The sequence below is a fragment of the Providencia sp. genome (assembly GCF_040396775.1).
GTDB lineage: Bacteria > Pseudomonadota > Gammaproteobacteria > Enterobacterales > Enterobacteriaceae > Providencia.
Genome location: NZ_JBEBNT010000008.1, coordinates 34,533 through 53,580, shown reverse-complemented (window position 1 = coordinate 53,580; position 19,048 = coordinate 34,533). Strand labels below are relative to the sequence as shown.

Sequence of the window (19,048 nt, the reverse complement as noted above, 5' to 3'; positions counted from 1 at the left end):
AAAGGGGCTATTTGGGGAAATAGTATAAATTGCATATCAGATGCGGTTTTTACCTGTTTTGCCCATCCATCCACGGATTTTATTGCGGTATATTCTGAGGTGTTTTTATTACCTAATAAATTCAATTGGTTGTAAATAACAAATTCATGTTAATAATGAGAATGGATATTGTTAAGAATTGAGCTTGATCATTTACGCTCTGTTTTATTCTCGGTAATATAAATTTTTATATAACGAAAATAGATAACATGAAACGTAAAACTCACTTATATGTCATAACGTCGCTGATCGCAGGGATCGCACCATCCATCGTTGCTGCTCAAGTTTCCGAACAAATCAGCAAACCGAAACAAGATAAAATGTTAGTCACGGCAGCACCGGCAGATGTCACCGCAGATGCCCAAGCGGGGGCGGGTTTCTTTACTTCTCAAATTGACCTTGGGCCATTAGGCGATATGGAATGGATTGATACCCCTTATTCAACCACCACGATTAGTCGTGAAATGATTGATAACCAGCAAGCGAAAAGTGTCAGTGAGCTGTTGAAATACGCCCCAAGCGCACAGATGCAAGCACGCGGCGGGATGGATGTCGGTCGTCCGCAAAGCCGTGGTATGCAAGGTAGCGTTGTTGCCAATAGCCGCTTGGATGGGCTCTATATGGTGTCGACAACGGCATTCCCTGTGGAAATGCTCGACCGCTTAGATGTCATCAACAGTTTAACAGGGGCATTGTATGGCCCAGCGAGCCCCGCAGGGCAGTTTAACTTCACCGCCAAACGCCCTGAAGATATTCAACGTTTATCATTAGGTTACCAAAGCCGTAACGCCTACAGCGGGCACGTTGACCTTGGGGGGTATTTTGATGCCGATAAACGTTTTGGTTACCGTTTGAATTTAATGGATGAAGAAGGGACGGGTAACTTAAAAGATAGCACCTTACGCCGCAAGCTGGCATCGGTTGCTTTTGATTGGAACATTCATCCAGGCACACAATTGCAACTTAACGCCAGCCACTACAACTTTGTGCAAAAAGGTTATGTTGGCAGCTTTAGCTATGGCCTTGACATTAAATTACCCAAAGCACCAAACCCACAAGATAAAAACTTAGCTCTGCATACCGCGGGGAATAATTTAACCACCGATACCGTTAGCACTCGTTTAATTCATGACTTCAATGAAGATTGGAAATTGACAGCAGGTGTTGGCTTCCAACAAGCGGATAGGGCGATGCGCACGGTTTCAAGCCAAATTGTTGATAATCAAGGTGGGATAAAACGCTCATTATCAGACTCCCCTGCATCAGGGCGTTTTCGCGTTCTGAGTAACTCTGCGGTGCTCAATGGCCATGTGGAAACGGGCTCCATTGACCATGATTTATCATTCGCCACCAACGGCTATTTTTGGTCAATTTACAGTGCTAAAGATGGCAGCATTAAGCGAAATTTAGGTTCAACCAATATGTTCAACCCTTCACCGATGGAAGAGCCATCTGATGGGCGTATCCATACAGGTGGATCCCGTTATAAAGCCAGCGAAAACCGTCAACAAAGTATCACCGTAGGTGACACTATTACTTTCGACCCGCAGTGGTCAGCAATGTTGTATTTGAGCCAAAGCTGGATTGAAAGCCGAAGCTTTGACAAACAACATCATAAAACCAGCCAAACTCATGATAACGGGCTAAGCCCACAAGCGGCGGTGATGTATAAAATCACCCCGCAAGTGATGACTTACGTGAGTTATGCGGATTCTCTGGAAGAGGGTGATACTGCGCCATTAAATAATGGTATTAAAAATGAAGGGCAAACGCTTGATGCCTATCGCAGTAAGCAATATGAAATTGGGATTAAAGCGGATGTGGCTGATTTAAACCTCGGTGCGGCACTGTTTCATTTAGAGCGCCCATTTGCTTATGTCGATAATAATGATGTATTTCGTAAACAAGGGGAACAAGTCAACAGAGGGCTTGAGCTCACGGCCACAGGCCATGTTTGGCAAGGGCTAAATGTTTATAGTGGGATTACTTTCTTAGACCCGAAACTAAAAGACACGAAAAAAATCGAAGCGCGTGATAAACGTGTTGTTGGGGTGCCTAAAGTCCAAGCCAACATGTTAGTGGAATATGCCCTGCCATCCATGCCTGAATTGGTGTATAGCGCTAATGTGCATTACACCGGTAAACGTGCGGCTAATGATACTAACACCAGTTGGGCGGGAAGTTACACGACATTAGATCTTGGTACGCGCTACAGCACAAAAATCAATCAAACTCCCACAACGGTTCGCTTATCGGTGAATAACATCACTGATGAACGTTACTGGGCATCCATCTTCCCATCAGGGATCAATGGTGAAGGTCGTGGGGGGAGTGCCTTCTTAGGTGCAGGCCGTGAAGTTCGCGCAACGGTTACGTTTGATTTCTAATGATAAAAGTCTAGGAGCACGCCGTTTTACATCAAGGTAAAGCGGTGTGATAAATATGAGAAAAACAATTTTCCTGCAATCGGTCATTTTACTGTTTGGGCTGTTCATGGGCAGTGCAATACAGGCGAAGACAGATAACCCGCAATTGCGCATCGCGACACCTTGGCCAGCACAAAATACCATTATTATGATGCTTGGTTACGGCGAGCAAATTGTCGGCACCTCGGTGATTGCGAAAAAAATCCCGTTGTTTCGCCAAATGCTACCAAATATTGATGATGTTCCAGTGATCAGCATTAGCAACCAACTGAGTCCCGAACAGATCATTTCATTACGTACGGAATTACTGTTTGTTGCCAAAGGAATGGAAGTCCCACAGCGTGATTTATTAGAAAGTGCAGGGGTAAAAGTGGTTGAATACCCCGCTAACTCTTTAAAATCATTACAAGAAAGGGTACAGGCTACCGCAAAAGAGCTGGGCCCAGATGCGCAAAGCAAAGCGATTGAATACCAACGTTATTTCGACCGTAATGTGGCATTGGTTAATGCGCGGCTGTCGGGCTTAACGGAAACGGAAAAACGCACGGTTTACCACAGTATGGGAAGTACGTTGTTTACCTCGGGGCGACCGTCGTTAAATCAAGATTGGATGGATTTAGCAGGGGCAAAAAATGTGGCAGAAACATGGTTTGCAGATAAGAAAAATAACTCAGGTGAGGTATTACTGGAAACGATTATCTCAGCGAACCCCGATGTGATTGTAGCGATGAACAAGGAAGATGCCAATATCATCAAATCGTCCTCCCAATGGCAAGAGATCGACGCGGTCAAAAATCAGCAAGTGTATGTGAACCCGAAAGGCATGTTTTGGTGGTGTCGTGAAACATCTGAAGAAGCGTTGCAGTTTTTATGGCTAGCTCAAACGCTGTACCCAGAGCGTTTTGCGGATATCGATATGCAGCAAGAAACGGCAGATTTCTACCTGAAATTCTTTGGTATTTCACTGAGTGAGGCGCAAATCGATAATATTTTGCACCCATAAAACAACACTGCCAGTGAGGCTGGCAGTCAGACTGCTGACAAACCGATTAGGTTTGACTGCAGGTTGGATAGATTTTGAAAAAAACAAAGGAAAATCAAATTATTGATTTTCGGCTGATAACACAAAGCAGGAAAAACCACGCTTTTATCCTGCTTTGTCAACAACCACACTGCCTGCTAAGCAGGCAGTGTTTCAATTACTGGTGACGTTCTTTTAAGCGTTTGATAATCGTGCTTAAATCGAGGTCCTGGTCTTGCAGTAACACCATTAAGTGGTACATCAAATCCGCGGCTTCGTTTGTTAATTCAGCGCGGTCATTAACGGTTGCGGCCAGTGCGGTTTCAACCCCTTCCTCACCCACTTTTTGTGCAATACGTTTTGTGCCGCTGGCATAGAGGCGAGCAGTATAAGAGCTTTCAGGCGATGCTGTTTTGCGCTCTTTTAACAGCGTTTCTAGCTCAAATAAAAAGCCCCAATCGCTTTGTGCTGGTGCAAAACAGCTTTGCGTGCCGTTATGGCAGGTTGGGCCATCTGGTAGGGCAAGCGCTAATAAAGTGTCGCTATCGCAATCAGAGTAAATATCCACTAAATTTAAAAAATTATTGGACGTTTCCCCTTTTGTCCACAAACGCTGTTTGGTTCTTGAATAAAAGGTCACTTTGCGGCTGTCTAAGGTGACTTGCAGCGCTTCAGGGTTCATGTACCCTAGCATCAGTACATCCCCTGAAACCGCGTGTTGTACGATAACCGGCATTAGGTTATCGACTTTTTGCCATGCCAGTTGGCTACATTGTTCTGTGGTTAACATACTCTAATTTGAACTCCATTTTCGGCTAGGTATTGTTTTAAGTCACCGATATTAATAATTTGTTTGTGGAAGACGGAAGCGGCTAAGGCACCATCAACACCTGCATCAGCAAAGGCATCAAGGAAGTGAACTTTTTCACCTGCGCCCCCTGAAGCAATCAGTGGCACTTGGCAAACTTCACGCACTTTTTTCAGTTGTACCAGATCATACCCTTGGCGTACACCATCTTGGTTCATCATATTTAGGACGATTTCCCCCGCGCCGCGTTGCTGGGCTTCTTTGACCCAATCCAAGGTTTTCCAACGGGTTTGTGTGGTGCGTTTTTCATCCCCTGTAAACTGGTACACTTGGTATTCATTGGTGCTGTCATCGAACCACGTATCAATGCCCACGACGATGCACTGAACGCCAAAGCGGTCAGCTAAACGGGTGATTAACGTTGGGTCAGACAGTGCAGGGGAGTTAATGGAAATCTTATCCGCGCCAAAAGACAAAATTTGCGCCGCATCTTCCACACTCTTAATACCGCCTGCTACGCAGAACGGGATATCAATTACTTCAGCGACTTTAGCGACCCAGCTTTTATCGACAACACGGCCATCAGACGACGCAGTAATATCATAAAAAACCAGCTCGTCAGCACCTTCTTGGGCATAGCGCTGCGCTAATGGCACGATATCACCGATAATTTCGTGGTTACGAAATTGCACACCTTTAACAACTTGCCCGTCGCGAACATCCAAACACGGAATTATGCGTTTTGCCAACATTCGATTGCCTCCGCAACGGTAAATTTACCTTCAAGTAATGCTCTACCCACGATAACCCCAGCGGCGCCTGACGCTGGAATAGCCGCGATATCTGCTAAATTACCAATACCACCAGAGGCCTGAAACGCAATATCAGGGAATTTCTGGCTGATTTCTTGGTACAAATTGACGTTGGAGCCTGCCAGCGTGCCATCTTTTGAAATATCGGTACAAAGGACATGTTTTAAGCCATAAGGACGATAGATTTCAATGGCTTGTTCTAAGGTTAAATTGGAGTTTTCTTGCCAGCCACTAATGGCGATTTCTTTCACACCTTCGGCATTGATCCGCACATCTAACGCCAACACAATTGCTTCACCGCCGTAGGTTTCAAACCAGGTTTTGACTAGTTCAGGTTTGGTGACAGCGGTTGAGCCAATCACCACACGAGTCGCGCCTGCATCTAATAATGCTTTGACGTCGTCTTCGGTGCGAATACCGCCGCCCACTTGTACGGGTACACTCACGCCTGCTAACAGTTTTTTCAGCAGTGGAATTTGGCGTTTTTGCGGGTCTTTTGCGCCTGTTAAATCCACAAGGTGTAGGAGCGTCGCGCCTTCTTTTTCATATTGTTGTAAACGCGGTAGTGGGTCAGTGCCGTAATCCGTTTGCTTGGCGTAATCCCCTTGATGTAACCGCACGACGGTGCCATCAATTAAATCTAATGCAGGAATGATCATGGTTCTTACATCTCCAAAAAGTTTTGAATCAAGCGAGCACCAGCGGCACCTGAACGTTCAGGGTGAAATTGCACGCCGAAAAAGTTGTCGCGATTCACGGCACTGCTAAATGGGTTGCCGTATTGGGTTTGTGCAATAGTATTTTCTGAAATTGGCATCGAATAGCTGTGCACAAAATAGAAATAAGCATCATCACCAATCCCTTTAAATAACGGGTTCCCCGCGAGCGCTTTTACTTGGTTCCAGCCGCTGTGAGGAACGGGTAAGCCATTGGCATCCATTTTACGCACAGGGCTATCAATCAGTCCAAGTAATGGAATTTCCGTTTGGCCTTCTTCGCTGATGCTGCCGAGTAATTGCATGCCTAAACAAATCCCTAAAACAGGTTGAGTCAATGCTCTGATTAAGGGCACTAATTCACGTTCTACGAGCTTTTCCATCGCTGCACTTGCGGTGCCCACACCGGGTAAAAACACCTTGTCGGCTTGTAAAATGGTGTTGGTATCACGGCTTACCACAGGGTTATAACCTAGGCGTTGCACCGCATAAGTAACCGACGCTAAATTTGCACAGCCTGTATCAAGGATGACAACGTTCATCAAAGAACCCCTTTTGAGCTTGGTAACGTATCCCCTTCAACACGAATGGCTTGGCGCAATGTGCGACCAAACACTTTAAATAAGCTTTCCGCTTTGTGGTGATCGTTTTTCCCTTTGGTTTTCAAGTGCAACGTACAACCCATCGCGTAAGACAGCGAACTAAAGAAGTGCTCAATCATTTCGGTGCTTAAATCGCCCACGCGTTGGTATTTAAATTCAGCTTTATATTCAAGGTGAGGGCGCCCTGAAATATCCAGTGCACAGCGTGCTTGGCACTCATCCATTGGTAGCACAAAGCCAAAGCGCGCGATGCCGCGTTTATCGCCCAGCGCCACTCTCAGCGCTTCGCCTAAAGCAAGGCCAGTGTCTTCGACGGTGTGGTGGTCATCGATAAATAAATCTCCTTTGACTTCAACATTTAAGCGGAAACCACCGTGGGTTGCGATTTGGTCTAGCATGTGGTCAAAGAATCCAACGCCCGTATTAATTTTGCTGCCGCCTTCTTGGTCTAGCCAAACCTCCACCAGAATATTGGTCTCTTTAGTGACGCGCTCCACACGTGCATGGCGGTCGCGTTTGGTTAATTGGGCAGTGATGGTTTCCCAATCGAGGTCGGTCGCGCTATAGCGTAACCCTTTGATCCCCATGTTTTTCGCTAGTTGGATATCTGTTTCACGGTCACCGATGACATAGCTATTGTCGCTGTCGAGCACATTGCTGTCTAAGTAACGCTCAACTAACTGAAGTTTAGGTTTGCGACAAGCACAGTTATCTTCAGGCTTGTGCGGGCAAATCAGCACTTCATCAAATTTTACGCCTTGTGATTCAAAAACTTGCATCATCAAGTTGTGTGGTGGCTCAAAGTCTGCGGTCGGGAAGCTATCGGTGCCTAAGCCGTCTTGGTTGGTTATCATGACTAAACGGTAATTGGCTTTTTGCAGAGCAAGTAAGCTTGGAATAACGGCCTTTTCGAAGGCGAGTTTACTTAAGCTATCCACTTGAAAATCAGTCGGTGGCTCGGTAATTAATGTTCCATCACGGTCGATAAATAAAATTTTCTGGCTCATGAGTCATTCCTAATTAGCAAAGTGCTTCAATAGCTTCAATAACACGGACATTTTCAATTTCTGTCCCGATAGTAATGCGCAGGCAATTTTCCAGCCCCGGCTGCTTGCTTTGGTCACGTAAGATAATGCCTTGATCCCACAGGGCTTTAAACACTTTATTGCCGTCAGTAAAACGCACCAAAATATAGTTGGTTTCGCTTGGGTAAATTTTTTCGACAACAGATAAACCACGTAGTGCTTCAGACAGGGCTATGCGGTTTTCCGTTACCGTCGCGACACGGCTTTTCATGGTGGCGATGCCTTGTGCATCAAGGGCTTGAGCCGCAATCATCGCTACTGGGGTTGATAACGGGTAAGGGGCGATAACTTTTAATAAAACCTCAATGACTTCAGGTGACGCGAGTGTGAAGCCACAGCGCAGGCCTGCTAACGCAAAAGCTTTTGATAAGGTTCTTAAAATCACCAGATTTGGGTATTTTGCTAACCAGTTTGCGACACTGTATTGTGGGCAAAACTCAATATAGGCTTCATCGACCACCACCAGTGCGCGGCCTGCGGCCATCTCTAACACTTCCAGTAAGTCTTTGTTATCGATAATGTTACCCGTTGGGTTATTTGGGCTGCAAATATAAATCAGTTTGGTATTCGTTAGGTTTTCGCGAATAGACGCTACATTTAATGACCAATCTGGCAGAGCCATAATTTTCTTCTGTTCGACGCCAAAGGTTTCGGCGCTAACGCTGTACATGCCGTATGTCGGAGGGCAGAACATCACGGCATCTTTGCTTGGTTCGCAAAATGCGCGGATCAGTAATTCAATGGATTCATCCGCACCACGGCACACTAAGACTTGCTCTGGGGTAATGCCTGCGTAGGTCGCATAGTTATTGATCACTGCCACAGGTTGGCATTCTGGGTAGCGGTTTAAATTGCGCTCACTAAATTGGTAATCAGGGGCAATAGGGTATTCGTTCGCGTTGAGCCATACGTCCCCATTTCCTCCTAAACGGCGTGCGGACATATACGGAGTCATGGTTTTGACATTTTCACGCGCAAGGCTGGCGGCATTAAATTTTTGGCTCATGACTTACTCCTGATTTTGTTTTTTAAGTTCTGCGACGCGTAAAGTCACCGCATTTTTGTGGGCAGTCAGTTGTTCCGCCTGCGCTAACGTTTCAATGGTGTTGGCTAAGCCGAGTAAACCTTGTTTAGACAGCTTTTGCACCGTCATGCGTTTCATAAAATCCGCAAGGCCGAGGCTTGAATAGGTTGCTGTATAGCCATAGGTCGGTAAAACGTGATTGGTGCCTGATGCATAATCCCCAGCAGATTCTGGTGACCAATCCCCCACAAACACTGACCCTGCGCTGGTGATACTCGCGACTAAATCATCGGCATCACGAGTTTGTAAAATCAAGTGCTCTGGCCCGTAACGGTTACTGATTTCCACACATTGTTTGATAGAGTCAGCAATAATGACGCGGCTGGCACTCAGGGCTTCTCTGGCAATCGCGGCACGAGATAGCTGGGCGAGTTGTTTTTCTGTTTCCGCAATCACGCGCTGGGCAAAGTTTTCATCATTGGTTAATAAAATGACTTGGGAATCTGGGCCGTGCTCTGCTTGAGATAGCAAGTCAGAGGCGGTAAACGCAGGGTTCGCTTGGCTATCTGCAATTACTAATACTTCAGACGGCCCCGCTGGCATATCAATTGCGGCGCCTTCGTGGCTTTGGCTTACTTGGCGTTTTGCTTCGGTCACATAAGCGTTACCTGGGCCAAAAATTTTATCGACCGCAGGAATGCTTTGTGTGCCAAAGGCCATGGCGGCAATCGCTTGCGCACCACCGACTTGGAAAATCTCTGTAATGCCACACAGTTTTGCTGCATACAGAATTTCATCGGCAATAGGCGGTGGTGAACATAAAATAATGTTGCGGCAACCTGCGATGTTGGCTGGAGTGCCTAACATCATGACGGTTGATAATAGCGGCGCCGAGCCACCCGGAATATACAAACCAACTGCATCAATTGGGCGCGTGACTTGCTGGCAAACAACACCCGCTTGGGTTTCTACGGTAATGGGCGCGGGGATCTGCGCTTCGTGAAAACGGCGAATATTGCTAATCGCGGTTTTCATGGCCGTTTTAATCTCATCGCCTAAGCGTGTTTCGGCCTCATTGACGGCATTTGGCGCAACACGCACTGTGTCAATTTCGGTTTTATCGAAACGTCGGCTTAGGGCTTGGAGGGCGCTATCGCCCTCACGGCGGACTTGGTCGATAATGTCACTGACCGCTGAACTAATGCTGCCAGAGGCAGCAATAGCAGGGCGCATCAGTAATGCGTTTTGTTGTTGTTCATTGCAATCTGCCCAGCGAATTGGCTGGTTGAATCCCATTTCCATGACGACTTACTCCATCATTTTTTCGATTGGCAGAACAAGGATTGAACTTGCACCTAATGCTTTTAGTTTCTCCATGGTTTCCCAGAATAAAGTTTCTGAGCTGACCATGTGCATAGCAACACGGCTGTGGTCACCCGCTAATGGCAGGATAGTTGGGCGTTCAGCACCTGGCAGCAGTGCAATAATTTCATCCAGCGTTTCACTTGGTGCGTGCAGCATGATGTATTTGGACTCACGGGCTTGGATAACACCTTGAATACGGGTCATCATACGGTTGATAAGCTGTTGTTTATCGGCGGACATTTCGCCATCGCGCTGAATTAAACAGGCTTTAGAGCGATAAATTACTTCCACTTCTTTCAGGCCATTGGCTTCTAAGGTTGCCCCCGTTGAAACGAGGTCACAGATAGCATCAGCTAAGCCTGCGCGAGGGGCGACCTCGACTGAACCGTTCAGTAAGCAAGATTTAAACTGAATGCCTTTTTGGTCGAAGTAGCGTTTTAGCAAGTGTGGGTAAGAGGTGGCAACGCGAGAGCCATTTAAGCATTCAGCACCGGTGTAGTTGAAATCTAATGGTGCAGCTAAAGACAGACGGCATCCACCAAAATCTAAACGGCGCAATGTTTTGTACTGCGGGTCTTCCCCTTGAGCACGGCGGTTTAATAACTCTTCTTCAAGGACGTTTTCACCGATAATACCTAAGTCCACAACACCGTCCATGACCAGCCCTGGAATATCGTCATCGCGAACGCGAAGTAAATCAATAGGCATATTTTCTGCATAAGCAATCAAACGTTGTTGTTGTAAATTGATTTTGATCCCGCAGCGCGCCAGTAACTCTCTTGATTCTTCGCTTAAACGACCTGACTTTTGAATTGCAATACGTAAACGTGATTTATCCAACATAACCTTACCCCATATTCCTTTAGTAACTTTTTGTTTTAATATAAAAAAACCCTCGGAAGATTATCTTCCGAGGGTTCTCTAATTTGCATTTCAGCCACCGGAAGATTCGTTGATCGTCTTCCAGCACACATCGCCCAAAAGACTAATCAGGATGATGGTGATGATGATGGTTGCGTGAAATACGATTCATAATGTCTTCCGTTCTGTTATTTAACTGAATGACTAAACATTCACTGTGCTAACTAAATACTCATTGGTATCCAACCTATCCGATTTCCCCCTATGAATGCAACCTTTTTTTAAAAAATAACCAATAATAATTCGTTGAGCAGGTTTTACAGTGATTAATCCCCTCGAAAATCTATTCGGAAGTTTTATGGTTTTCAGCTAATCTAAGAAAAAACTCATCGCCTTAGCAGATTTGGAGTCGAAACATGAAAAAAGTCACGATTATTGGATTGGGGTGGGTGGGGTTGCCACTCGCGCAGGCTCTATTAGCTAAGGGCATTCAAGTGGTGGGAACCAAAACGACACCAGATGGCATCGAGGCGGTACGGGGGGTAGGTATTGAGTGTTACTCACTAAAACTGACGCCTGAGTTAGAGTGTGACGCCGACGATTTAACGCAATTAATGGAAGGCAGTGATGCGCTGGTCATTTTGTTGCCGCCCTCTAAGGTGAATGTGGAACACTATGTGTCAGCAATTGAAACGTTGGTAAACAGCGCTATTATTTTCAAGGTGCCCAAAGTAATTTTTACCTCTTCGACGGCGGTGTATGGAGAGCAAAATGGCGAAATGACGGAGGATTCTCCGTTAGAAGGTGTAACGGCTTCCGCACAGGCGTTGATTGATACCGAAAATTGGTTACATCAATTGCCAAATATCTCTGTGGATATACTGCGTTTAGCAGGATTAGTAGGGGAAAAACGTCATGCAGGGCGTTTTTTAGCCGGTAAAACTGGGGTTAAAGGTGCCATGCAGCCTGTGAATATGGTGCATCAAGATGATGTTATTGAAGCTATTCTCGCATTACTTAACCAACCAGAGGGCGGATATCTTTATAACTTGTGCGCACCTATTCACCCAACGCGACAAGCGTTTTATACCCAAGCGGCGAAATCATTGGGGCTCGTTCCCCATGAGTTTATTAACTCAGTGAATGAGCCTGAAGGTAAAGTAATTAACGGCAATCGTATCTGCCAAGAAATCGGGTTTGAATACCAATACCCAAACCCGAATAGCATGTTAATGACTATTTAATTGGGATCATCACAATTTTTTGGAACGCAGGGCGTATGGTGAGCTGCTGGTACCAGCGCTCTAAGTTTTTAAACTCAGGGCGTTCGGTGACAATTTCGTGCCATGGGTAAAATAATGGTGCAATGGCGATATCGGCAATACCGAATTTATCGCCGCTAAAATAGGCCTGATGGGCTAAGGCGTCATCGGCAATTTGCAGTAATTTGTTGATATTGGCATAAATAATTTTTGCCTGTTCTGGGTCTCTATCTGCTTCTGGGACACGGGCGATTTTGTTCATCATCTGTTTGATGTGATCGAATAAATTCGCATTGCTCCAATCCATCCATTTATCCGCTGCGGCTCTTTCTTGTACGTCCTTTGCGAGTAATAAGTGAGAGTGATCAAACTTTTCCGTAAGGTAACGTAAAATCGCATTTGATTCCCACAGCGCAAAGTCATCATCCTGTAAAGTTGGGATTGTGCTGTTTGGATTCATTTTTTTATATTCAGGTGTATCAAGCCCACCAAATGGGCCACCCACATCTTTTTGATTATAAGCCACATTTAATTCTTCTAAGCACCAAAGTACTTTTTTGACATTGGAAGAATTGGCACGTCCCCAGACAGTTAACATTGCAGTCTCCTAATTGATTTTTTGTCATTAGCCATATCATTAACCATAGTTAAGATAGATTAAATTCGCTTTCAGGCAAATCTTTATTTCCTATCGGTGGTCATAAGGTAAATAAAGCCTTATATTATGATGAGTTAGCAATTTTTATCACGGCGAAGGGTTCATCGTTTAGTGATGGTGAGTACAACGATAGTCATTTTAAATGTGTAGCATTAAGTTAAGTGAAGGAATAACCGATGAGTAAAAATTTATTGCCCCTAAAAACCCGCCGCGCTGGTATTGGGTTGAGTCTTTTGATTGCCGTTAGCACCAGTGTTTACGCGGCCGAGACACCGGTTGCTCCTCAAATCGATGCCAAAGCGTATGTCCTAATGGACTACAACAGTGGGAAAATCTTAGCATCAGGTAACCCTGATGAACGTTTAGACCCAGCCAGTTTAACCAAGATCATGACAAGTTATGTGATTGGTCAGGCTGTGAAGGCGGGGAAAATAACCACGCAGGACATGGTGACGGTTGGTGAAGATGCATGGGCGACAGGAAACCCTGTTCTGAAAGGCTCTTCATTGATGTTTTTGAAGCCAAAAGACCGTGTTTCAGTATTGGATTTAAATAAAGGGATTGTTATTCAATCGGGTAACGATGCCAGTATTGCCCTCGCGGACTATGTTGCAGGGAGCCAAGATTCATTTGTAAGCTTAATGAATCAATATGTGCAACAAATTGGTTTGAAAAATACACATTTTAAAACAGTGCATGGCCTTGATTCTGAAGGGCAATACAGCACTGCACGCGACATGGCATTATTAACACAAGCGATGATCCGTGACGTCCCTGATGAATATGCGCTGCATAAAGAAAAAGAATTTACCTTCAATAAAATTCGCCAACCTAACCGTAACCGTTTGTTATGGAATCAAAACTTAAAGGTGGATGGCGTGAAAACGGGGCACACGAGTGGCGCAGGCCATAACTTAGTGGCATCGGCAACAGAAGGGGATATGCGTTTGATCTCGGTTGTGCTTGGTGCGCCGAGTGACCGTGTACGTTTTACTGAAAGTGAAAAACTGCTTACTTGGGGCTTTCGTTTTTTCGAAACCGTTACCCCTATTAAAGCAGACGCGACGTTGAAAACGCAGCGGGTTTGGTTTGGCGATACTTCTGAAGTCGCCCTGGGCGCAGCCGGTGATGTCTCTATCACCATCCCGAAAGGTCAACTGAAAAACCTGAAAGTGGATATTCAAATGACTAATGATTCGTTAGAAGCGCCATTAGCGAAAAACCAAACAGTCGGGACGATCAATTTTATTCTGAATGATGAAGTGATTGAGCAGCACCCACTGGTGGCAAAATCCGCGGTTGAAGAGGCAGGCTTCTTTGGGCGTATCTGGGATTACATCATGAAAACCATTAGTGGCTGGTGGAGTGCGATTTTTGGTTAATCGATAATTCATGTCTAGTTAACGAAAACGCCTGCAACCGCAGGCGTTTTTTTATCAGTCAGTGAATGAATTATTCACAATGTGCGAGTTTAATCGCTAAACCACCTTGGGAGGTTTCACGATATTTAGCGTTAATGTCTTTACCCGTTTCATACATTGTCTCAATCACTTTATCGAGACAAACACGTGGGTCACTGACGCGGCGTAGCGCCATACGTGCGGCGTTAACCGCTTTGACGGAAGCTATCGCATTACGCTCAATACACGGAACTTGGACTTGACCACCAACAGGGTCGCAAGTAAGGCCGAGGTTATGCTCCATCGCAATTTCAGCGGCGATGCACACTTGCTCAGGGCTACCGCCCATTAACTCCGCAAGCCCCGCAGCTGCCATTGAACAGGCAACACCAACTTCACCTTGGCAACCTACTTCAGCTCCTGAAATGGATGCATTCATTTTATACAATGCACCAATTACCCCTGAAACGAGGAAATAACGGGTATAGGAGTTTTCATTTACAGGGCGAATGAATTTATCGTAATAGGCGAGTACCGCAGGAACAATCCCACAGGCGCCGTTAGTTGGTGCTGTTACTACACGCCCGCCCGCGGCGTTCTCTTCATTGACAGCAAGGGCGTACATATTGATCCAATCAATAACCGCCATTGGGTCCATGTTAGTGCTATCAGAGGTAACTAATTGGCGGCGTAATGCTGCTGCACGGCGCGGAACACGCAGTGGCCCCGGTAATAAACCTTCGGTAGTCACGCCGCGTTCAATACCCGCTTTCATCACATCCCAAACAGAAGACAGGTACTGATGAATCTCTTCTTTGCTGCGTAGCGCTAATTCATTTTGCATAACGAGCGCAGAAAGTGATAAACCCGTTTCTTTGCAATGTTTTTGCAAATCAGCCGCATATTTAAAAGGATAAGGGACTTGGACTGCGTTTTCATCGGTTTGGCCAAAATGGTCTTCATCGACGATAAACCCACCTCCAATCGAGTAATAATTTTTGGTATACAGAACATCATCACCCGCAAATGCGGTGATCGTCATGCCATTTTCATGGAGTGGTAAATTTGTGCTGTGAAAATTCATGCCACCATCGACAGGGAAATCAACTTCATGTTGCCCTTGGGCAAGCAAAAGTTTACCTGTTTGTTCGACGTTGCGCATAAATGCAGGAATAGCGTCAATATCAATGGTATCAGGTAAGTTACCCGCAAGACCCATGATGATAGCCATATCGGTAGCATGGCCTTTACCTGTCAGAGACAGCGAGCCGTAAACGTCAACGGCTATGCGCGTTGTGTTAGCCAGTAAATTTTGTGCGATAAGGTCATCAACGAATTGTTTGCCCGCTTTCATTGGGCCGACGGTGTGGGAACTTGAAGGGCCGATACCGATTTTGAAGATATCAAATACACTAATCATATTCAGTGCTTCCTTTTGTAGAAAGTCATTGAAATCAGGTAGCTATCATTATTAATAGCTACCAGGGGCTTCAATTAGAAGAATAACTTATATGTCGCAGCAGAGATAGCGACCAGACCCATAATTACGATAAATACATTGCTGATTTTACCTGAGTATTTACGCATCGCAGGGACTTTGCTGATAGCATACATTGGCATTAAGAACAGTAAGATAGCAATAACAGGGCCACCAAGGCTTTCGATGATATCCAGAACACCTGGGTTTAATGTCGCAACAATCCAAGTGGTCACTAACATAAAGATAGCGGTGCCACGGTTTAATTTGCGAATATCAACCGTTTTGCCTTTTGCACGGTATGCACGTTCAACTAAGCCATTGAAACCTTCACGAGCACCTAAGTAGTGGCCTAAGAATGATTTGATAATAGCGATGAATGCAATGATTGCAGCTGCGAATTTGATGAATGGTTGATCAAAGTAGCCAGACAGATAGTCAAGGATACTGATGTTTTGTGCTTTTGCTTGCGCAAGGTCGGCGGAAGATAACGTAAACACACAGCTAATCACAAAGAACATGACTGTCAGAACCATCAGGATGTGTGCTGATGCTAAAATACGTGAACATTTTTGTTCTGCTTCATCACCGTATTCTTCACGTTTTGCAACAGAGAATGCCGAGATAATTGGTGAGTGGTTAAATGCGAATACCATGACTGGGATAGTCAACCAAATGGTGATCCAAATGCTTTGACCGCCGGTGTTTTTGGTCGCTTCTGCGATACCTTCGAAAGTTAAGGTATTCAGAACATCACCAGACCAGTGTGGGATCATATATAAAGAGAATGCAACCAGTACCGCAATGAATGGGAATACCAGCATACTCATGACTTTAACGATGTATTTTTCACCGAAAGAAACGATAGCCATAACGCCGCCGACCAGAATTAAGGCCAGTAACCAACGTGGTGGTGCACCAACACCTAATAATTCAGTTAAGAATTTATTAACGTTATTGGTGATAGAAACACCATAAACGAGCAGAATAGGATAAATGGCAAAGAAATACAGCAGGGTGATCCAGTTACCTGCGGTACGCCCAAAGTGTTCTTCAACAACCTCAGTGATATCGCCATCTTTTTTAGAGCCTGAAAGGACGAAACGTGTTAAGCCACGATGAGCAAAAAAGGTCATTGGGAAGGCTAGAACAAGCATCAATAGGACAGGAAGTAATCCGCTCATACCCGCATTGATAGGTAAAAACAGAACACCAGCACCGATAGCTGTACCATATAAGCCCAGCATCCATACGGTGTCAGTTTTACGCCAAGCTTTACTGCTCCCTGTTTGCGAGGCTGTTTTGTCGATGGAACCAACTTTTGTTGTATCCATAATAGTCTCCAAAAATAAAAGTCAAAAAATTCATTTAAAGTAACGGCCAATGGCGTTACTGGGTTTTAATCTTTTGGTACGAATAATCACTTAATAACAAGAGTTTTCTTTTACGTAACAATCCGATTGGAAATAAAACTAAAATCGATACTAAATTCATTTTCAATCAGTTTTGTAATTTTATCAGTAATTTTTAAATCTGGATTTTGAGGGTGTGAATTTATATTTTACCAGAACAAAATGCCGTGATCATTATCTCAAAAGAGAAATATCCCCTGAGATTGCATAGAAACATCAGATTTTATAAAATTGTTAATGAAATTTAACTTAAGTTTATTGGTTGTCATATTTTTTATGTTTAAAAAATTCAATTCATTAAAACAAACTAGGGCAGAATAATATTCTGCTAGAAAAATATTATTATATTAATGAATATTTTTGCGTTGTTTGATTTGTAATCTATATTAATCTAATTATTGAGCTGCACTGTTATACTACTACATTGAATATATGGTAACTAATTGATATTTAAGGTTTAATTTGATTCCTAAATAATGATTTAGTGAGTGATTAATTAGGCGGTTTTCCGCTAAATTTAGGGGCACATATTAATTAATTTTTGGTTTTTAAGATAGTATTTAGCGCACTTTTTTTGCGTCGAAAAAAATAATTAAAAAAGGTAACAAAATATTTGTTACACAGTTGTTTATTAATTAATTTGATAATTTAAAATTAATTTTATATGGTGATAAAAAAATAAAGAGAAAGTTTGATTTGGCGCAACTTTTTAAAAATGAAAAAGTACTGGTGTTTATTGCCACCAGTACTTAAAAAGAAATGATTAAGGTTGGAACCAACCTTTGCGGATGAATGAACCAAAGATTAAATGATAGAGTTGGGTGATTGGCGCTTGGATTTTATTAATGCCGAGTGACCACAAAATTTGGGCTAAACCACAGGCAACGATAGCAAGGATAAACGCACCTGCCATATCTAAAGGCCAGTGAACCCCAAGGTATATCCGTGACCATGCAATCACAATGGCAGGGATCATCATCACGAGGCCAACCCACGTTCTTAACCAGAATAAGAAGGCAAATGCAAAGGTAAATACAATTGTTCCATGGTTACTTGGGAATGATGGTGTTGCGTCGTGATCAGAAAAATTAGTGCCGACTCCCATCACAAATGGGCGGTCATGTGGGGCCAAATAGCCAATTAGCCATGAGATAGCGAGCCCTAACACAATGGCTATCGCCGCTTTACAGGCAAAAGCACGTTGGCGAGTCATGTTTGGCTGGGCACCCCAAAACCAACAAGCAATGGTAAATAGTGGGAAAATAAGCACTAAGCGTTTAGCAATCACGTTCGCTATCGCAATCGTTCCGCTTGCAGTTTCTGGGGCGGCATTGATCAAGTTAAACAGATCAAGATTGAGTTGTTCCAGCACAGTTTCGTACCTCAGGCAGAGAGTGGGTCAGTAAGACAAAGAAAAACAGAGCTTAAAGTCTCAAGCTTCACAGGTAAAGTCCCTTTGTCTTATTATTGATAGTATTACGTGACAAATTTACGTGCGGTTTAAGAATTACTCAATAATTATTTAACATATATAAAGTTCGACTTGGCGAAAGAAGGGAAAACAGATGTGGTGGCAAAAACAGATACAGCTTAATGCGCGGGAAAGAGGGTTCCATTTAGTGACTGAAGAGATTTTAAGGCAAGTGCCTGAGATAAGTTCGCTTCGTATTGGTATGGTGAATATATTCATTCAACATACCTCTGCCTCATTAACCATTAACGAAAATGCGGATTATACCGTAAGAGAAGACTTCGAGAGCTTTTTCAATAAAGCGGTACCTGAAAATGAACCTTATTTTAAGCATGATTATGAAGGCAGCGATGATATGCCTGCACACTTAAAAAGTAGCTTACTGGGTGCGAGCTTAACGATCCCCGTGACAAACGGGCGTTTGAATATGGGAACGTGGCAGGGAATTTATTTATGTGAACATCGAAATTTTGGTGGAAAGCGCAAGTTAATCATTACATTGCAAGGTGAGGTTGTTAGCTAGAAATGGGCAATAAAAAACCCGATAGCATTAAAACAGAGAGTTGGCTATCGGGCTCCTCAATATGGGGACATCAAAGAAAAGCAGTG

Annotated in this window: 17 protein-coding genes and 1 other annotated feature; of the genes, 5 read left to right on the top strand and 12 right to left on the bottom strand. The window is 44.2% G+C overall.

The window, feature by feature from the left end:
- Positions 1–248 precede the first annotated feature (248 nt).
- Complete coding sequence (locus ABWP91_RS10730) at positions 249–2,426, top strand: TonB-dependent receptor (protein WP_502935807.1); 2,178 nt, start codon at positions 249–251, stop codon at positions 2,424–2,426.
- 55 nt (positions 2,427–2,481) lie between these two features.
- The gene (locus ABWP91_RS10725; RefSeq protein WP_353243273.1) at positions 2,482–3,468 is read left to right on the top strand and encodes an ABC transporter substrate-binding protein; all 987 of its coding nucleotides are present in this window, start codon (positions 2,482–2,484) and stop codon (positions 3,466–3,468) included.
- 196 nt (positions 3,469–3,664) lie between these two features.
- Here ABWP91_RS10725 and hisIE read toward each other — a convergent pair whose 3' ends face one another.
- The 8 genes from hisIE to hisG are packed head-to-tail and all read right to left on the bottom strand — an operon-like array spanning position 3,665 to position 10,741.
- Positions 3,665–4,276, bottom strand: coding sequence for a bifunctional phosphoribosyl-AMP cyclohydrolase/phosphoribosyl-ATP diphosphatase HisIE (hisIE, locus tag ABWP91_RS10720; protein ID WP_353243272.1), 612 nt, complete (start codon positions 4,274–4,276; stop codon positions 3,665–3,667).
- A complete protein-coding gene (hisF, locus tag ABWP91_RS10715; protein ID WP_219244200.1) occupies positions 4,270–5,046 on the bottom strand; it encodes an imidazole glycerol phosphate synthase subunit HisF in 777 nt (258 codons plus the stop codon). The genes hisIE and hisF overlap by 7 nt, the downstream gene beginning before the upstream one ends.
- Positions 5,028–5,765: a 1-(5-phosphoribosyl)-5-[(5-phosphoribosylamino)methylideneamino]imidazole-4-carboxamide isomerase gene (gene hisA, locus ABWP91_RS10710; protein WP_353243271.1), complete on the bottom strand. Its 738-nt coding sequence runs from the start codon at positions 5,763–5,765 to the stop codon at positions 5,028–5,030. Before hisA ends, hisF begins: the two co-directional genes overlap by 19 nt.
- Before the next feature lie 5 nt (positions 5,766–5,770).
- Positions 5,771–6,364 (bottom strand): imidazole glycerol phosphate synthase subunit HisH, encoded by a 594-nt coding sequence (hisH, locus tag ABWP91_RS10705; protein ID WP_353243270.1) that lies wholly within the window; start codon positions 6,362–6,364, stop codon positions 5,771–5,773.
- A complete protein-coding gene (hisB, locus tag ABWP91_RS10700; RefSeq protein ID WP_219244197.1) occupies positions 6,364–7,431 on the bottom strand; it encodes a bifunctional histidinol-phosphatase/imidazoleglycerol-phosphate dehydratase HisB in 1,068 nt (355 codons plus the stop codon). The genes hisH and hisB overlap by 1 nt, the downstream gene beginning before the upstream one ends.
- A 13-nt stretch (positions 7,432–7,444) precedes the next feature.
- Complete coding sequence (gene hisC / locus ABWP91_RS10695; RefSeq protein ID WP_353243269.1) at positions 7,445–8,515, bottom strand: histidinol-phosphate transaminase; 1,071 nt, start codon at positions 8,513–8,515, stop codon at positions 7,445–7,447.
- A gap of 3 nt (positions 8,516–8,518) precedes the next feature.
- Entirely contained in the window at positions 8,519–9,835 is a 1,317-nt protein-coding gene (gene hisD / locus ABWP91_RS10690) for a histidinol dehydrogenase (protein WP_353243268.1), read from the bottom strand.
- 6 nt (positions 9,836–9,841) lie between these two features.
- The gene (hisG, locus tag ABWP91_RS10685) at positions 9,842–10,741 is read right to left on the bottom strand and encodes an ATP phosphoribosyltransferase (RefSeq protein ID WP_353243267.1); all 900 of its coding nucleotides are present in this window, start codon (positions 10,739–10,741) and stop codon (positions 9,842–9,844) included.
- 40 nt (positions 10,742–10,781) lie between these two features.
- Positions 10,782–10,908 (bottom strand) — a sequence feature (His leader region).
- Positions 10,909–11,175: 267 nt separating this feature from the next.
- On the opposite strand from hisG, the gene ABWP91_RS10680 reads away from it, so the two are divergent.
- A complete protein-coding gene (locus ABWP91_RS10680; protein WP_353243266.1) occupies positions 11,176–12,003 on the top strand; it encodes an SDR family oxidoreductase in 828 nt (275 codons plus the stop codon).
- Here ABWP91_RS10680 and ABWP91_RS10675 read toward each other — a convergent pair.
- Positions 11,996–12,619: a glutathione S-transferase family protein gene (locus ABWP91_RS10675; RefSeq protein ID WP_353243265.1), complete on the bottom strand. Its 624-nt coding sequence runs from the start codon at positions 12,617–12,619 to the stop codon at positions 11,996–11,998. The genes ABWP91_RS10680 and ABWP91_RS10675 overlap by 8 nt on opposite strands.
- A gap of 236 nt (positions 12,620–12,855) precedes the next feature.
- On the opposite strand from ABWP91_RS10675, the gene ABWP91_RS10670 reads away from it, so the two are divergent.
- The gene (locus ABWP91_RS10670; protein WP_353243264.1) at positions 12,856–14,061 is read left to right on the top strand and encodes a serine hydrolase; all 1,206 of its coding nucleotides are present in this window, start codon (positions 12,856–12,858) and stop codon (positions 14,059–14,061) included.
- A gap of 70 nt (positions 14,062–14,131) precedes the next feature.
- On the opposite strand, the gene ABWP91_RS10665 is transcribed toward ABWP91_RS10670, so the two are convergent.
- From ABWP91_RS10665 to ybjG, 3 genes are all read right to left on the bottom strand, one after another.
- Positions 14,132–15,499 (bottom strand): L-serine ammonia-lyase, encoded by a 1,368-nt coding sequence (locus ABWP91_RS10665; protein ID WP_353243263.1) that lies wholly within the window; start codon positions 15,497–15,499, stop codon positions 14,132–14,134.
- A 74-nt stretch (positions 15,500–15,573) separates the two neighbouring features.
- Positions 15,574–16,890, bottom strand: coding sequence for a serine/threonine transporter (locus tag ABWP91_RS10660; protein WP_353243262.1), 1,317 nt, complete (start codon positions 16,888–16,890; stop codon positions 15,574–15,576).
- An 841-nt stretch (positions 16,891–17,731) separates the two neighbouring features.
- Positions 17,732–18,340 (bottom strand): undecaprenyl-diphosphate phosphatase, encoded by a 609-nt coding sequence (gene ybjG / locus ABWP91_RS10655; protein ID WP_353243261.1) that lies wholly within the window; start codon positions 18,338–18,340, stop codon positions 17,732–17,734.
- A 193-nt stretch (positions 18,341–18,533) separates the two neighbouring features.
- Between ybjG and ABWP91_RS10650 the strand changes: the two genes are divergently transcribed.
- On the top strand, positions 18,534–18,962 hold the full coding sequence (locus ABWP91_RS10650) for a secondary thiamine-phosphate synthase enzyme YjbQ (RefSeq protein ID WP_353243260.1): 429 nt from the start codon (positions 18,534–18,536) through the stop codon (positions 18,960–18,962).
- Positions 18,963–19,048 lie beyond the last annotated feature (86 nt).

Excerpts from the sequence above, each read along its gene's own strand:
- ABWP91_RS10730 (WP_502935807.1), top strand. The coding sequence starts at position 249 with ATGAAACGTAAAACTCACTTATATGTCATAACGTCGCTGATCGCAGGG.
- ABWP91_RS10725 (WP_353243273.1), top strand. The coding sequence starts at position 2,482 with ATGAGAAAAACAATTTTCCTGCAATCGGTCATTTTACTGTTTGGGCTG.
- hisIE (WP_353243272.1), bottom strand. The coding sequence starts at position 4,276 with ATGTTAACCACAGAACAATGTAGCCAACTGGCATGGCAAAAAGTCGAT.
- hisF (WP_219244200.1), bottom strand. The coding sequence starts at position 5,046 with ATGTTGGCAAAACGCATAATTCCGTGTTTGGATGTTCGCGACGGGCAA.
- hisA (WP_353243271.1), bottom strand. The coding sequence starts at position 5,765 with ATGATCATTCCTGCATTAGATTTAATTGATGGCACCGTCGTGCGGTTA.
- hisH (WP_353243270.1), bottom strand. The coding sequence starts at position 6,364 with ATGAACGTTGTCATCCTTGATACAGGCTGTGCAAATTTAGCGTCGGTT.
- hisB (WP_219244197.1), bottom strand. The coding sequence starts at position 7,431 with ATGAGCCAGAAAATTTTATTTATCGACCGTGATGGAACATTAATTACC.
- hisC (WP_353243269.1), bottom strand. The coding sequence starts at position 8,515 with ATGAGCCAAAAATTTAATGCCGCCAGCCTTGCGCGTGAAAATGTCAAA.
- hisD (WP_353243268.1), bottom strand. The coding sequence starts at position 9,835 with ATGGAAATGGGATTCAACCAGCCAATTCGCTGGGCAGATTGCAATGAA.
- hisG (WP_353243267.1), bottom strand. The coding sequence starts at position 10,741 with ATGTTGGATAAATCACGTTTACGTATTGCAATTCAAAAGTCAGGTCGT.
- ABWP91_RS10680 (WP_353243266.1), top strand. The coding sequence starts at position 11,176 with ATGAAAAAAGTCACGATTATTGGATTGGGGTGGGTGGGGTTGCCACTC.
- ABWP91_RS10675 (WP_353243265.1), bottom strand. The coding sequence starts at position 12,619 with ATGTTAACTGTCTGGGGACGTGCCAATTCTTCCAATGTCAAAAAAGTA.
- ABWP91_RS10670 (WP_353243264.1), top strand. The coding sequence starts at position 12,856 with ATGAGTAAAAATTTATTGCCCCTAAAAACCCGCCGCGCTGGTATTGGG.
- ABWP91_RS10665 (WP_353243263.1), bottom strand. The coding sequence starts at position 15,499 with ATGATTAGTGTATTTGATATCTTCAAAATCGGTATCGGCCCTTCAAGT.
- ABWP91_RS10660 (WP_353243262.1), bottom strand. The coding sequence starts at position 16,890 with ATGGATACAACAAAAGTTGGTTCCATCGACAAAACAGCCTCGCAAACA.
- ABWP91_RS10650 (WP_353243260.1), top strand. The coding sequence starts at position 18,534 with ATGTGGTGGCAAAAACAGATACAGCTTAATGCGCGGGAAAGAGGGTTC.